The sequence below is a fragment of the Clostridium sp. genome (assembly GCF_029258205.1).
Lineage (GTDB): Bacteria > Bacillota > Clostridia > Clostridiales > Clostridiaceae > Sarcina.
Map to the genome: position 1 here is coordinate 25,491 of NZ_JARHZJ010000088.1, position 14,572 is coordinate 40,062.

Consider the following 14,572-nt stretch of genomic DNA (forward strand, 5'->3'; position numbering starts at 1 on the left):
AGATATATTTATAAAGATGGGAATGGTTTTAAAGAAAAAAATCTAATTTAGAAAAAAAGGTTTATCAATGAATAGACAACTTTCTGTTAAAAGAATACATAATAAATGTGTATTATTGTATTTAGAGATATAATGATATAAAATAATATAATAGGTTAAATAGATAATTTTAGTCTATTATGTTTAAGGAAGAACTTAGGAGGAAAGAATATGAAAAGAGTATCTATACTAGGTGTAACTGGTTCTATAGGAACTCAAACTTTAGATGTATTAAGATTTCATAAAGAGGATTTTGAATTAGTTGGTATAACAGCTAATAGAAATATAGAATTAACATTGGATATAATAAAAGAGTTTTCACCTAAATACGTTGCAATAAATCATAAGGAGTCTTACAAAAGATTTGTAGATTTGGTGAAAAGTGAAGGGTTAAAATGTGAAGTTATCTACGGTATGGAAGGATTAGTTAAAGTTGCTACTTTAGATGAAGTTGATATAGTTGTTACTTCAGTTGTTGGTATGATTGGATTAAAACCAACTGTTGAAGCTATAAGAAAAGGAAAAGATATCGCTTTAGCAAATAAAGAAACTTTAGTAGTAGCAGGTGAACTTGTTATGAGAGAAGCTAAAGAAAATGGAGTGAAAATACTTCCGGTAGATTCAGAGCATAGTGCTATATTTCAATCATTACAAGGAAATGCACATAACAAAATTGATAAAATACTTTTAACGGCTTCTGGAGGACCTTTTAGAGGATTTACTATAGATGATTTGAAATCAGTAATTCCAGAAAGAGCTCTTAAGCATCCAAAATGGAATATGGGTCAAAAGATATCAATAGATTCATCAACTCTAATGAATAAAGGATTAGAAGTTATAGAGGCTCATTGGTTATTTGATTGTCCTTATAAAGATATAGAGGTTGTAGTTCATCCACAATCAATAATACATTCTATGGTTCAATATACTGATGGAGCAGTTATAGCTGAGTTAGGTGTACCAGATATGAAGTTACCAATTCAATATGCTTTAAATTATCCAAATAGAGAAGGAAATATTAGTGAAAAATTAGACTTATTCAAGATTAGAGAGTTGACTTTTGAAAAGCCAGATTTAGATACATTTAAATGCTTAAAATTAGCTTATGAAGCAGGAGAAAAAGGAAAGCTTATGCCAACAATTTTAAATGGGGCTAATGAAGTGTGTGTTGAACTATTCCTAAATAAAAAGATAACATATTTACAAATACCAGAGATAATAGAAGAGTGTATGAATGATTTTGATTACAACAAAGAGGTTACTCTTGATAATGTAATAAATTTAGACAAAGAAGTAAGACAATATATATATGAAAAATATAACTAGGAGGGAAAAGAGTGTATATAATTTTTGCTTTATTAGCATTTAGTGCTTTAATCTTAGTTCATGAGCTTGGACATTTTATTGTAGCTAAATTAAATGGAATTTATGTTGAGGAATTTGCTATTGGTATGGGACCAAAGCTTTTTGGTGTAAAAGTTGGAGAAACAGAATATAATTTAAGAATTCTTCCTTTTGGTGGATTCGTTAAAATGCTTGGTGAAGATGATGAAAGTGATGATTCAAGAAGCTTAAATGCAAAAACTCCTATTCAGAGAATACTTGTTATGGGAGCAGGTGCATTTATGAATTATGTATTAGCCCTTATAATATTTATTGGGCTAGCTATGAGCTCTGGCTTTGTAGAAAATAAAGTAGCAAGTGTAGTACCTAATTCACCAGCACAAGAAATAGGAATTGAAAAGGGAGATGAATTCCTAAAAATAGATGGAAATAAAATTCATACAACTAATGATTTTGTAATGGGATTAGCCTTAGCTAAGGGGAATCCAGTTGAATTAGAAATAAAAAGAGGCAATGATGTCTTAACAAAAACAGTAAAGCCGATTTTAAATGAGAGTGGAATTTATCAAGTTGGAATAGGATATGATTTTATTAAAAAGCCTACTTTGCTTCAAGGAATAAAACAAGGATTTAATGAAACAAGAAGTCTTGTATCTCAGTCTTTTATTGCATTAAAAACTATTTTTACAGGAGAAGCAAATTTAAAAACTGATGTAGGAGGTCCTGTTACAATAATTAAAATGTCAGGGCAAGCAGCAAAGGCAGGAGCAAATACTCTTTTATGGTTTATGGCATTTTTAAGTGTTCAATTAGCAGTATTTAACCTTTTACCATTCCCAGCTTTAGATGGTGGAAGAATATTTATAGAGCTTATTCAAATGATAACTAGAAAAGAAATACCTGCCAAGTATATTGAAGCTGTAAATACCGTTGGATTCATGTTGCTTATGGGACTTATGGTATTAGTTACTATAAAAGATATAATATTCCCGATACTATAGAAATTTGGAGGAATTAATCGTGAATAGAAAAGAAACTAGAAAAGTTAAAGTTGGAAACATATATGTTGGAGGAGATTTTAGAGTTTCCGTTCAATCTATGACCAATACAGATACAAAAGATGTAGAAGCTACGGTTAAACAAATAAAAGAGCTTCAAGAAGCTGGATGTGATATTGTTAGATGTGCAGTTTTAGATATAGATGCAGCTTGTGCTATAAAAGATATAGTGGCAAAAATAAATATACCACTAGTTGCAGATATTCATTTTGATTATAGATTAGCTTTAAAAGCAATAGAAAATGGAGTTTCTGCAATAAGAATAAATCCAGGAAATATTGGATCAAGAGAAAAGGTAGAGGCTGTAGTAAAGGCTTGTAAAGAAAAAAATATTCCTATAAGAATAGGGGTTAATTCAGGATCATTATCAAAAGAGCTTTTAGCAAAATACGGAAAGCCTACCCCAGATGCTCTAGTTGAAAGTGCACTAGAACATGTTAAAATATTAGAAGATTTAGATTTTCATGATATAGTAATTTCAATGAAATCATCAAATGTTGAAACTATGATAGAAAGTTATAGAATAGCTTCACAAAAAACAAATTATCCACTTCACTTAGGGGTTACTGAGGCTGGTACTCCTTGGAGAGGAACAATAAAATCTGCTATAGGAATAGGAACTTTACTTGCAGAAGGAATTGGTGATACTATAAGAGTTTCTTTAACAGGAGATCCTGTTGAAGAGATAAAAGTAGGTAAAGAAATTCTTAAAAACTTTGGATATGTAAAAGAAGGAGTAGAGTTTATATCATGTCCTACATGTGGAAGAACTCAAATAGACTTAATAAACATAGCTAAAGAAGTAGAGGAAAGACTAAGTTCTTGCAAGAAAAATATAAAGGTTGCAGTAATGGGTTGTGTTGTAAATGGACCAGGAGAAGCAAGAGAAGCAGATATTGGAATAGCTGGAGGTAAAGGTGAAGGTCTTATATTTAGAAAAGGTGAAATAATTAAAAAAGTAAAAGAAGAAGACTTGGTTGAAGAGCTTATAAAGATAATAGAAACAATATAGTTTAAAGGAGGGATTAATATCCCTTCTTTATGTCGTATAGGGATAAATTAAAATAAAATTCAAAGGGAGGCTTAGATTTTGAGTAACGAGTTTGTTAAACAGATTAACAGATCTATAAAATCAGATGATAATCTTAATGATTTAGAGTTTGAAATAACTAAGTTTCAATTGTTGAAAAGGAGTAATACTTTAAGAACTATAATAAAAAGTAAAGATCAATTGTCAGAAGAACAAAAGAAAATAATTAAGAATTACATAAAGAAAGCTATAGGTTTTGAAATAAATATAGAAATTATGTACTATATAGATATTTCTGATATAACTTTAAAACAGGTAGTAGATCAGCATTGGAATCATGTTTGCGAAAAAATTATAGTGAAGCATCCTGTTTTAAAAGAAGTTTTACTTAATTCTTCTATAGTAATTGAAGAAGAAAAAATAATTATAAAAAATGGTTCTGAATTTTTATGTACTTTTGTCAATAGAAAACATATAGATAGAGATATTAAGGGATATATAAAATCATTCTTTGGAATAAATTCTTTGGTAGAAGTTAAATATGATGAAAGTTTAGCTAATAAGAATTATAATGATGAAAAAATAAATGAAAATAAAGAAATTGCTAAAAAAGCTATAGAAACTATGAAAGCTAAAGCTTCTCAAGAAAAGTCTGTTAAAAAAGAAAATAATGACAATAAACATAAATCAAAGGGCGGGAATAAAGGCAATTATGAGAAGAAAACTTATAAAGATGAGCCAAGGAATGAAAATACTGTACTGGGAAGAAATATTCAAGGAGATACTATAGATATAAGTAGTATAGATATGGGATCTGGAATTGTTTCTATTTCAGGAGATGTGTTTAAAACTGATATTTTTGAAACTAAGACAGGTAGAATAATACTTACATTCTTTATAACTGACTATACAAGTTCTATAGCTGTTAAATGCTTCTTAAGAGATAAAGATAAAGAACATGTTTTAGAAAATGTGAAAAAAGGTCTTTATTGTAAGGTTAGAGGAGAAGCTACTATGGATCCTTATGCTAAGGAAGTTGTAATAATGGCTAGAGATATAAATAAGCTTACAAAAATAGAGCGTATGGATACAGCAGAGGAAAAAAGAGTAGAACTTCATATGCATACAACTATGAGCTCAATGGATGCCGTAACTGCTGCAAGTAAAATTGTTGAGAGAGCAGCAAAGTTTGGACATAAGGCTGTAGCTATAACAGACCATGGTGTTGTTCAGGCCTTTCCAGATGCTCAAATAGCTGCTAAAAAGAATAATATAAAAGTTATTTATGGAGTAGAGGGATATTTAGCGGATAATGGAACTCCTATAGTTATTAATGGAAATAATGAATCTTTTGATGATGAATATGTAGTTTTTGATATAGAAACAACAGGGTTTTCAAGCAAAAATGATAAGATTATAGAAATTGGTGCTGTTAAGTTAAAGGGTGGAGAAATAGTGGATTCCTTTAGTGCTTTTGTTGATCCAAAGGTAAATATTCCATATAAGATTACAGAACTTACAAGCATAACTCAAAATATGGTTAATGGACAGCCTACTATAGATGAGGTGCTTCCTAAGTTTATGGATTTTGTAGGAGAATCTGTATTGGTAGCACACAACGCTTCATTTGACGTTGGTTTTATAAAAAAGAACTTAGCCGATATGGGAAAAACTTTAAAGAATCCTGTAATGGATACTGTACCTTTAGCTAGATATCTTTATCCAGATTTAAAAAAGGTTAAGTTAAATATAGTTGCTAAACATTTAGGGATTAGTCTTGAAAATCATCATAGAGCTGTTGATGATGCAAAGGCTACTGCCGAAATATTAAAGTTTTCTTTCAAAAAGATGAAAGAAGAAATGGATATTCATGATGTTAAGACTTTAAATGAGAAGTATCTATCAAATATAGATATAAAAAAACTTCCACTACATCACATAATAATATTGGCTAAAAATCAAATTGGAATTAAGAATTTATATAAATTAGTTTCTATGGCTCATTTAGATTACTTTGCTAGAAGACCACGACTTCCTAAAAGTATAATAACTGAGTATAGAGAAGGATTAATAATTGGGTCAGCTTGTGAAGCAGGACAATTATATAAGGCAGTTTTAGAAGGAAAGACAGATGCGGAATTAAAAGAAATAGCATCTTTTTATGACTACTTAGAAATTCAACCAATACAAAATAATGAATTCCTTATACGAAAAGGAAATGTAAAAGATGAAGAAGAACTTAGAGAGTTGAATAGAAAAATATATGATTTAGGAAAGGAAATGGATAAACCGGTAGTAGCAACATGTGATTGTCATTTCTTAGATCCTAATGATGAAGTGTTTAGAAGAATAATAATGGCTGGTCAAGGATATGGAGATGCAGATAATCAACCACCTTTATATTTTAGAACTACTAATGAAATGATGAAAGAGTTTGAATATTTAGGGGAAGAAGCTTGTAAAGAAGTTGTAGTAGAAAATACTCAGAAGATAGCTAATATGGTTGATATTGTAAAACCTATACCAGATGAAACGTTTCCTCCTAAGATAGAGGGGGCTGAGGAAGATATAAGAAATATGACTATGAATAAGGTTCATAGTATATATGGAGAAAATCTTCCAGAAGTTGTTCAAAAAAGATTGGATAAAGAACTTAATTCTATAATAAATAATGGATATGCAGTACTTTATCTTATAGCGCAAAAATTGGTTGCTAAATCTTTAGAAGATGGCTACCTAGTTGGTTCAAGGGGGTCTGTTGGTTCATCTTTCGTTGCAACAATGTCAGATATAACAGAGGTTAATGGATTACCTCCTCATTATGTTTGTCCAAATTGTAAGAAATCAGAATTTTTCTTGGATGGTTCTATAAGTTCAGGAGCAGATTTACCAAATAAAAATTGTCCTGATTGTGGAGCTGAGTATATTAAGGATGGTCATGATATTCCTTTCGAAACATTCTTAGGCTTTGAAGGGGATAAAGAGCCAGATATAGACCTCAATTTCTCAGGAGAATATCAAGCTGTTGTACATAAGTACACAGAGGTTCTTTTTGGAAAAGGGTATGTATTTAAAGCTGGAACTATAGGTACAGTAGCTGAAAAAACAGCATATGGTTTTGTTAAAAAATATCTTCAAGAAAGAGGATTAGTTGTATCTCAAGCAGAAATAGAAAGACTTACTATTGGATGTACAGGAATAAAAAGAACTAGTGGACAGCATCCAGGGGGAATCATGGTTGTTCCGAGTGACAATGAAATATATAATTTTTGTCCAATACAACATCCAGCTGATGATGTTAGCACAGATATTATAACCACTCACTTTGATTACCATTCAATAAGTGGTAGACTTCTTAAGCTTGATATACTTGGACACGACGATCCTACCGTTCTTAGAATGCTTCAAGACTTAACTGGATTAGATCCTAAGACAATACCTTTAAATGATCCTAAGGTTATAAGTTTATTCACATCACCAGAGGCGTTGGGGGTAACTAAAGAAGAATTAGGATGTGAGGTTGGTAGTTATGGACTTCCTGAGTTCGGTACTAAATTCGTTAGGCAGATGCTTGTGGACACTCAACCTAAGAGTTTTGCAGACCTTGTGAGAATATCTGGACTTTCACATGGTACTGATGTTTGGCTTAATAATGCTCAGTACTTTATTAAAGAAGGTTATACTACATTAAAAGACTGTATAGCAACAAGAGACGATATTATGGTTTATCTTATGTATAAAGATCTTCCTCCTAAGACCGCATTCACTATAATGGAAAAAGTAAGAAAGGGAAAAGGTCTTAGTGAAGAGGATGAAGCTTTAATGAGAGAAAAAGAGGTGCCGGATTGGTACATTGAATCTTGTAAAAGAATAAAATACATGTTCCCTAAAGGCCATGCTGTTGCATATGTTATGATGGCAGTTAGAATAGCATATTATAAAGTTTATTATCCAGAAGCTTACTATACAACATATTTTACAGTAAGAGCTGATGATTTTGATGCTGACTTGATTTGTAAGGGTGAAGAAGCAATAAAGGCAAAAATGGAAGAATTAAATTCTATGGGAAATAATATATCAGTAAAAGAAAAGGGGCTTTTAACAATTTTAGAAATTTCTTATGAAATGTATAAAAGAGGATTAAATTTCTTGAAAGTTGATTTATATAAATCAGAAGCAACTAAATTTAAGATAGAAGAAGATGGTATAAGACCTCCATTAAATGCTCTTCAAGGAGTTGGAGATAATGCAGCAAAAAGTATAGTTGAATGTAGAATAAACGGAGAATTTATTTCAAAGGAAGATTTAAGACTTAGATCTAAAGTTTCAAAGACTGTAATAGAAACTTTAGATAATCATGGATGCTTAGAAGGAATGCAAGAAAGTAACCAACTTAGTTTGTTTGGCTAATTTTAAAAATTTCTTGTAATATAAAATATACTATGTTACTATATAAGTAGAAGTTTTTTACTAATAGTTTGAGGTAAAGGAGTGGGACAGAAAAGCCCGCTCTTTCTATTTGTAACGCAACTTAGAATAAAGTTGCGTTTTTGCATACCTATTATTATATAAATTAATAGGTATTTACTTTATTGGGTACAATAAAGTAAATATTTAAAACTTAATAAGGGAGGGAAGTATAATGAAAAAAGAACAACTTGTAGCTGATCTTGAAGCACTTTGTGCTCCTATAGTTAAAGAAAAGGGATATGATTTATATCATATTGAATATGTAAAAGAAAATAATGAATATTATTTAAGATTATATATAGAAAATCCAGAGGAAAGAATTTCTCTAAGAGATTGTGAAATTGTAAGTAGAGCATTAAGTGATATGCTTGATATAGAAGATCCAATAAAAGATGCTTACTTCTTAGAAGTTTCATCACCAGGATTAAATAGAAAGTTATATACTGATAAGCATTTTAATAGATTTATAGGAAAAGAAGTTTTTGTTGGATTTAAGAGTTCTTTAAGCGGAAGAAAAAATGTAAAAGGAATTCTTAAAGATGTACAAGAAAATGAAATAATAGTTGAATGTGAAGGAAATGAAATAAAAGTTCCTAAAGATAAAATTAAGACAGCTAACCTTGAAGGGGAGATATAATTTAAGGAGGGTTTAAAAATGAATGAAGAATTTCTAGGGGCATTATCTGAAATAGTAAAAGAGAAAGGAATTTCAGTAGAGGCTTTATTAGAAACTATAGATGATGCTATAATAGCAGCTTATAAGAAAAATTTTTCTAATTCAGGAACGACTGCACAAAATGTAAAGGTAAAACGTGATGAAAAATCAGGAGAAATCCATGTTTATGCTCAAAAAGTTGTTGTTGAAGAAGTTTATGATGATGTAACAGAAATAAGTTTAGAAGATGCAAAGGATATTAGTGCTATTTATCAATTAGATGACATAGTAGAAATAGAAGTAACACCTAAAAACTTTGGAAGAGTTGCAGCACAACTTGCTAAACAGATGGTTATCCAAAGAATAAAAGAATCTGAGAGAAATGTAATTTACTCAGAATTTGTAGAAAAAGAATTTGACATATTACCTGGTACAGTAATAAGAAAAGATAAAGGTAATGTATTTGTAGACTTAGGAAAAATAGAAGGTGTTTTAGGACCAAATGAACAAATGCCTACAGAAAAATATAACTTCAATGAAAAATTACAATTATATGTAGTTGAAGTTAAGAAAACATCTAAAGGGGCTTCAGTTTTATGTTCAAGAACACATCCAGGTTTAGTTAAAAGATTATTTGAATTAGAAGTTCCAGAAATATATGAAGGAATAGTTGAAATAAAAAGCATAGCTAGAGAAGCTGGATCAAGAACTAAAATAGCTGTTTATTCAAATGATGAATCAGTAGATGCTATGGGAGCTTGTGTTGGACCTAAGGGTGTTAGAGTTCAAAATATAGTTAATGAACTAAAAAATGAAAAAATTGATATAATAAAATGGAGTAATACTCCATCTGAGTATATAGAAAATGCTTTAAGTCCAGCTAAGGTTATAAGCGTAGAAGCTGATGAAGAAACTAAATCAGCTAAGGTTATAGTTGATGATAGTCAATTATCATTGGCTATAGGTAAAGAAGGACAAAACGTTAGATTAGCAGCTAAATTAACTGGTTGGAAAATAGATATAAAGAGCAAATCTAAAGCAGAAGAATTATTACAAGAAGAAAATATTGTTGTTGAAGAAGATACTATAATAGAAGAATAATAACTTCTAGACTTTGGAGGTGACAAGATGAAACCTAAAAAAATTCCAATGAGAATGTGCAATGGTTGCATGGAAATGAAGCCTAAAAAAGAATTGATAAGAATAGTTAAAAATGCTGAAGGTGAAGTTTCAGTAGATTTAACTGGTAAAAAATCAGGAAGAGGGGCTTATATTTGTAAAAGTGTTGAATGTTTAGAAAAAGCATTTAAAGCAAAAAGATTAAATAAAAATCTTCAATCTAACATTGGAGATGAAGTCTATGATAGATTGAGGGATGAGATAATAAATGGATAAATTTCTTAATTTTTTAGGACTTACAAAAAGAGCTGGTAAACTTTTGGAGGGTTATAATAAATGTGAAGAGGAAATGAAAAGAAGTAAGATCTACTTATTTATTTTCTCAAATAGCATTTCAAATCGTTCAAAAGATAAATTCGTTAAGTACTGTAAACAGTATGATATACCATACATAGATGATTTTTCAAAGGAAGAATTAGGATATAGTATAGGTAGATACGAAATAAATATATTAGGAGTAACTGATGAGAATATGGCAGAAAAACTTTTGTCATATTCTAATAATAATTAGTTCATCTAAAAATTTTCGGAGGTGAATATATGTCAAAAATAAGAGTTTATGAATTGGCAAAAGAGTTAAGAGTTCCAAGTAAAGTTCTTATAAACGTATTAATGGATGAGTTTGGCGTTGAGGTTAAAAACCATATGAGCGTTATAGAAGATGAAGATGCTGCATTAATAAAAGAGCTTTTAGCAGGAAGTGAAACAAACAGTGAATTGGTTGCTGAATATGAAGCTGAATTAGCTGAAGAAGTTAATAATGTTGCTAAGAAGAAAAAGAAAAAGAAAAAAAGTAGCGAAGATGATGCTTTAGAACAAGGTGTTGAAGTTATAGAAATTGGAAAAACTATAACAGTTAAAGAATTAGCTGAGAAATTAAATAAACCAGTTAATGATGTTATAAAAACTCTTATCTTCACAGGAGTAATGGCTGCTATAAACCAAGAAATAGATTTTGAAACAGCTGAAAAAGTTGCTGAAAAGTACGAGGTTGCAGTTTATGAAAAAGAAGAAGAGAATACTTTAGAAGAGTTCGAAGAAGATACTGATGTAGAAGAAGAAAATCTAGCTAAGAGACCACCTATCATAACAGTAATGGGTCACGTTGATCATGGTAAAACTTCATTACTTGACGCTATAAGAAAATCAAAGGTAACAAGTACAGAAGCAGGTGGAATAACTCAACATATAGGTGCTTATACTGTTGAAGTAAACGGAGAAACTTTAACATTCTTAGATACACCAGGGCATGAAGCTTTCACAGCAATGAGAGCTAGAGGAGCTCAAATAACAGACGTAGTTATTTTAGTTGTTGCAGCTGATGATGGAATAATGCCACAAACAGTAGAAGCTATAAATCACTGTAAGGCAGCTAACGTTCCAATGATAGTTGCGATAAACAAAATGGATAGAGAAGGTGCTAATCCAGATAGAGTTAAACAAGAATTAACTGAGCATGGGTTAGTTGTTGAAGACTGGGGTGGAGATATCATAGCAGTACCAGTTTCAGCTAAAAATAGAGAAAACATAGATACTCTATTAGAAATGGTTCTTTTAACTTCAGAAATGCAAGAATTAAAAGCAGATGCTGGAAGAAAAGCAAAAGGAACAGTTGTAGAGGCTAAATTAGATAAAGGTAGAGGTTCTGTAGCAACATTACTAGTTCAAAATGGTACTTTACACATGGGAGATTCAATTATAGTTGGTAGCACTTACGGAAGAATAAGAGCTATGTTTGATGACTCAGGTAAGAAGATAAAATCAGCTGGTCCATCAATTCCAGTTGAGGTTTTAGGTCTTTCAGAAGTACCAGCTGCTGGAGATAGATTCACAGTTGTTAAAGATGAGAAGACAGCTAGAAATATGGCTGAAGCTAGAAAAGAAAAAATAAGACAGGAAAGTTTCGCAACTTCACATAGGGTTTCATTGGAAGATTTATATAGCCAAATTAAAGAAGGTTCAGTCAAAGAACTTTCAGTTATAGTTAAAGCAGATGTTCAAGGTTCTGTTGAAGCTATAAAAGCATCATTAGAAAAATTATCAACTGATGATGTAAAGGTAAGAGTTATACATGGAGCTGTTGGTGCTATATCAGAAACAGATATAACATTAGCTGCTGCATCTAACGCTATAGTAATAGGATTTAATGTTAGACCAGATAACAATGCTGTAGTAGCTTCAGAAAGAGATGGAGTTGAAGTTAAAACATACAGAGTAATATACGACGCTATAGAAGATATTAAGTCAGCCATGATTGGTATGTTAGATCCTGAATATAAAGAAGTTATATTAGGTACCGCTGAAATAAGAGCTACTTATAAAATTTCTAATGTTGGAACAATTGCTGGAGGATATGTATTAACTGGTAAATTAGTTAGAAATGCAGATGTAAGAGTTATAAGAGAAGGTATTGTAATATTTGAATCTAAGTTAGCATCATTAAAGAGATTTAAAGATGATGTAAAAGAAGTAAATGCTGGATATGAGTGTGGATTTAGTGTAGAAAAGTTCAATGATATTAAAGAAGGCGATATAATAGAAGCATATACTATGGAAGCTATTCAAAGAAAAGAACTTTAATTTTATAAAGAGGTGATTTACATGACTAACTTCAGAGGTAAAAGAATAAATGAAGAAGTAAAAAAAGAAGTAAGTGATATAATAAGAAATCAAATAAAAGATCCTAGACTAACAGCAATGGTGAGTGTAACTCAAGTTGAAGTTACTAAAGATTTAAGATATGCTAAAGTTTTTGTTAGTCTATTCGCTAAAAGTGATGAAGAAAAAGAGGAAAGTTTAAAAGCTCTAAAAAGTTCAGCTGGCTTTATAAGAAAAGAAGTTGGAAATAGAGTTAAGCTAAGAAGTACTCCTGAAATATTATTTGAAGAAGATAATTCTATAGATAATGCAATGTATATTGAATCATTGCTAAACAAAATCAAGGAGAAATAAAAATGAGATTTCATGATGTAATATCAATTATAAATAAAAGTAAGAAAATTGGTATAACATATCATGTATCTCCAGATGGTGATGCCTTAGGTAGTGTTTTAGCACTACTTCAAGGCATTAGAATTTATGGTAAAGAAGCTTATGTTATCTCTAAAGACTTAGTCTCAGATAACCTAAGCTTTCTGCCTTATGTTGAGGAAATAACTGGAGAAGTTATAAAACCATCAGAAGATACTGATTGTGTTATAGTATTAGATTGTGGAAATATTGAAAGAATTTCTGCAGATTTAAGTGGATTCAAAGGAAATTTAGTTAATATTGATCATCATTTATCAAATGATAAGTATGGTGTTGTTAACTATGTAGATACAGAGGCTTCAGCAACAGCTGAAATAATATTTATGTTGCTTAAGGAGTTGAAGATTGAAATTAATGAAAATATAGCTAAATGTTTATATACATCATTAATAACTGATACCGGTTCTTTTAGATATTCAAATTCTACTGAAAGAACTCATATAATAGCAGGAGAATTAGTTAATTATATAAAACATGATGAAATTCATAGAAATATATTTGATAATAAACCTTTTGCTAAAATGAAACTAATGTCTTTAGTTTTAGGAGATATGGAACTAGTTTGCAATAACAAAATAGTTCTTATGAGAATTACTAAAAATATGATAGATTCTATTGGTGAAGAAGTTCAAAATAGTTCGGATGTTGTATCATTAGGAAATCAAATAAAAGGTGTAGAAGGATGCATACTTCTTAAAGAGGTAGATGAAGGAGTAAAAGTTAGTTTTAGATCTAAAGATACATTAGATGTTAGAAAGATTGCAGAAAACTTTGGTGGCGGAGGTCATACAAAAGCTGCAGGAGCATTCATTAAAAATGTAAGTATAGATGAAGCTAAAAATAATATATTAGAAATACTTGCAAAAGAGATGGTGTAATATATGAATGGGGTAATTAATATATATAAAAATACAGGAATGACTTCATTTGATGTTGTAGCCATAGTAAGAAGGATTTCAAATATGAAAAAGGTTGGACATACAGGAACTTTAGATCCATCAGCTTCTGGAGTTTTACCTGTATGTCTTGGAAAAGCTACAAAAATTATAGATTATATAATGGAAAATAAAAAAGTTTATAGAGTGAATTTAAAACTTGGTATGGTTACTGATACATATGACTTAGAAGGAGATATTTTAAGAAAGAAGAATGCATCACATATAACAAAGGATGAAATATTAAATTGTATAAACTCCTTTTTAGGAACAATAGATCAAGTTCCACCAATGTATTCTGCTTTAAAACAAAATGGAGTAAGATTATATGAATTAGCGCGTCAAGGAATAGAAGTTCACAGAGAAGCTAGAAAAATTACTATTTATTCTATTGAAAATATAATAATAGAATCAAATGATAATATACAAATGGATGTTTGTTGTTCTAAGGGGACATATATAAGAAGTCTTTGTTATGATATTGGTGAAAAATTAAATGTTGGAGCAACAATGACTGCCTTAGAGAGAATACAAAATGGTCCATTTACTAAAGAAGAATCAATAAATATAGAGGATTTAACAGAAGAGCTTTTAGAAAATCATATTATTTCTATTGAAAAGGCTTTAGATGCTTTTGAAAAAATCACAGTAAATGAGAAGTTTAGTAAGCTTTTAATAAATGGAGTTAAAGTATTTGATACTAGAATGTATAGTGATGAAGTTGAATTTAATAAACTATACAGAGTATATGAAGAAAATGGAGCTTTTTTAGGATTAGGGAAGAGAGATGAAAAAGGATTTAAATTGGAGAAATTACTGATAGAGGAGTAGT

General features: G+C 30.2%; 12 protein-coding genes. All 12 read left to right on the forward strand.

Annotation, left to right across the window (positions count from 1 at the left end; all coding sequences use genetic code 11):
• Nucleotides 1-210 precede the first annotated feature (210 nt).
• Nucleotides 211-1,365: a 1-deoxy-D-xylulose-5-phosphate reductoisomerase gene (locus Q1J60_RS10770; RefSeq protein ID WP_300262019.1), complete on the forward strand. Its 1,155-nt coding sequence runs from the start codon at nucleotides 211-213 to the stop codon at nucleotides 1,363-1,365.
• An 11-nt stretch (nucleotides 1,366-1,376) separates the two neighbouring features.
• On the forward strand, nucleotides 1,377-2,384 hold the full coding sequence (gene rseP, locus Q1J60_RS10775) for an RIP metalloprotease RseP (protein ID WP_300262021.1): 1,008 nt from the start codon (nucleotides 1,377-1,379) through the stop codon (nucleotides 2,382-2,384).
• Between the two features lie 19 nt (nucleotides 2,385-2,403).
• Nucleotides 2,404-3,453 carry a flavodoxin-dependent (E)-4-hydroxy-3-methylbut-2-enyl-diphosphate synthase gene (gene ispG, locus Q1J60_RS10780; protein WP_300262023.1) on the forward strand — a complete coding sequence of 350 codons (1,050 nt, stop codon included), beginning with the start codon at nucleotides 2,404-2,406 and terminating at the stop codon, nucleotides 3,451-3,453.
• Between the two features lie 78 nt (nucleotides 3,454-3,531).
• Nucleotides 3,532-7,881: a PolC-type DNA polymerase III gene (locus Q1J60_RS10785; RefSeq protein WP_300262026.1), complete on the forward strand. Its 4,350-nt coding sequence runs from the start codon at nucleotides 3,532-3,534 to the stop codon at nucleotides 7,879-7,881.
• Nucleotides 7,882-8,113: 232 nt separating this feature from the next.
• Nucleotides 8,114-8,578 carry a ribosome maturation factor RimP gene (gene rimP / locus Q1J60_RS10790; protein WP_300262028.1) on the forward strand — a complete coding sequence of 155 codons (465 nt, stop codon included), beginning with the start codon at nucleotides 8,114-8,116 and terminating at the stop codon, nucleotides 8,576-8,578.
• An 18-nt stretch (nucleotides 8,579-8,596) separates the two neighbouring features.
• A complete protein-coding gene (gene nusA, locus Q1J60_RS10795) occupies nucleotides 8,597-9,697 on the forward strand; it encodes a transcription termination factor NusA (RefSeq protein WP_300262031.1) in 1,101 nt (366 codons plus the stop codon).
• A 27-nt stretch (nucleotides 9,698-9,724) separates the two neighbouring features.
• On the forward strand, nucleotides 9,725-9,991 hold the full coding sequence (gene rnpM, locus Q1J60_RS10800) for an RNase P modulator RnpM (RefSeq protein WP_300262034.1): 267 nt from the start codon (nucleotides 9,725-9,727) through the stop codon (nucleotides 9,989-9,991).
• A complete protein-coding gene (locus tag Q1J60_RS10805) occupies nucleotides 9,984-10,286 on the forward strand; it encodes a ribosomal L7Ae/L30e/S12e/Gadd45 family protein (protein WP_300262036.1) in 303 nt (100 codons plus the stop codon). Before rnpM ends, Q1J60_RS10805 begins: the two co-directional genes overlap by 8 nt.
• A 29-nt stretch (nucleotides 10,287-10,315) precedes the next feature.
• On the forward strand, nucleotides 10,316-12,355 hold the full coding sequence (infB, locus tag Q1J60_RS10810; protein WP_300262039.1) for a translation initiation factor IF-2: 2,040 nt from the start codon (nucleotides 10,316-10,318) through the stop codon (nucleotides 12,353-12,355).
• A gap of 21 nt (nucleotides 12,356-12,376) precedes the next feature.
• Nucleotides 12,377-12,727: a 30S ribosome-binding factor RbfA gene (gene rbfA / locus Q1J60_RS10815; protein WP_300262042.1), complete on the forward strand. Its 351-nt coding sequence runs from the start codon at nucleotides 12,377-12,379 to the stop codon at nucleotides 12,725-12,727.
• A 2-nt stretch (nucleotides 12,728-12,729) separates the two neighbouring features.
• Complete coding sequence (locus Q1J60_RS10820; protein WP_300262045.1) at nucleotides 12,730-13,683, forward strand: DHH family phosphoesterase; 954 nt, start codon at nucleotides 12,730-12,732, stop codon at nucleotides 13,681-13,683.
• A gap of 3 nt (nucleotides 13,684-13,686) precedes the next feature.
• Nucleotides 13,687-14,571, forward strand: coding sequence for a tRNA pseudouridine(55) synthase TruB (truB, locus tag Q1J60_RS10825; protein ID WP_300262048.1), 885 nt, complete (start codon nucleotides 13,687-13,689; stop codon nucleotides 14,569-14,571).
• Nucleotide 14,572 lies beyond the last annotated feature (1 nt).

Bases quoted from the DNA above. Each gene is read 5' to 3' on its own strand.
- Q1J60_RS10770 (WP_300262019.1), top strand. From the start codon at position 211: ATGAAAAGAGTATCTATACTAGGTGTAACTGGTTCTATAGGAACTCAA.
- rimP (WP_300262028.1), top strand. From the start codon at position 8,114: ATGAAAAAAGAACAACTTGTAGCTGATCTTGAAGCACTTTGTGCTCCT.
- nusA (WP_300262031.1), top strand. From the start codon at position 8,597: ATGAATGAAGAATTTCTAGGGGCATTATCTGAAATAGTAAAAGAGAAA.
- rnpM (WP_300262034.1), top strand. From the start codon at position 9,725: ATGAAACCTAAAAAAATTCCAATGAGAATGTGCAATGGTTGCATGGAA.
- Q1J60_RS10805 (WP_300262036.1), top strand. From the start codon at position 9,984: ATGGATAAATTTCTTAATTTTTTAGGACTTACAAAAAGAGCTGGTAAA.
- infB (WP_300262039.1), top strand. From the start codon at position 10,316: ATGTCAAAAATAAGAGTTTATGAATTGGCAAAAGAGTTAAGAGTTCCA.
- rbfA (WP_300262042.1), top strand. From the start codon at position 12,377: ATGACTAACTTCAGAGGTAAAAGAATAAATGAAGAAGTAAAAAAAGAA.
- Q1J60_RS10820 (WP_300262045.1), top strand. From the start codon at position 12,730: ATGAGATTTCATGATGTAATATCAATTATAAATAAAAGTAAGAAAATT.
- truB (WP_300262048.1), top strand. From the start codon at position 13,687: ATGAATGGGGTAATTAATATATATAAAAATACAGGAATGACTTCATTT.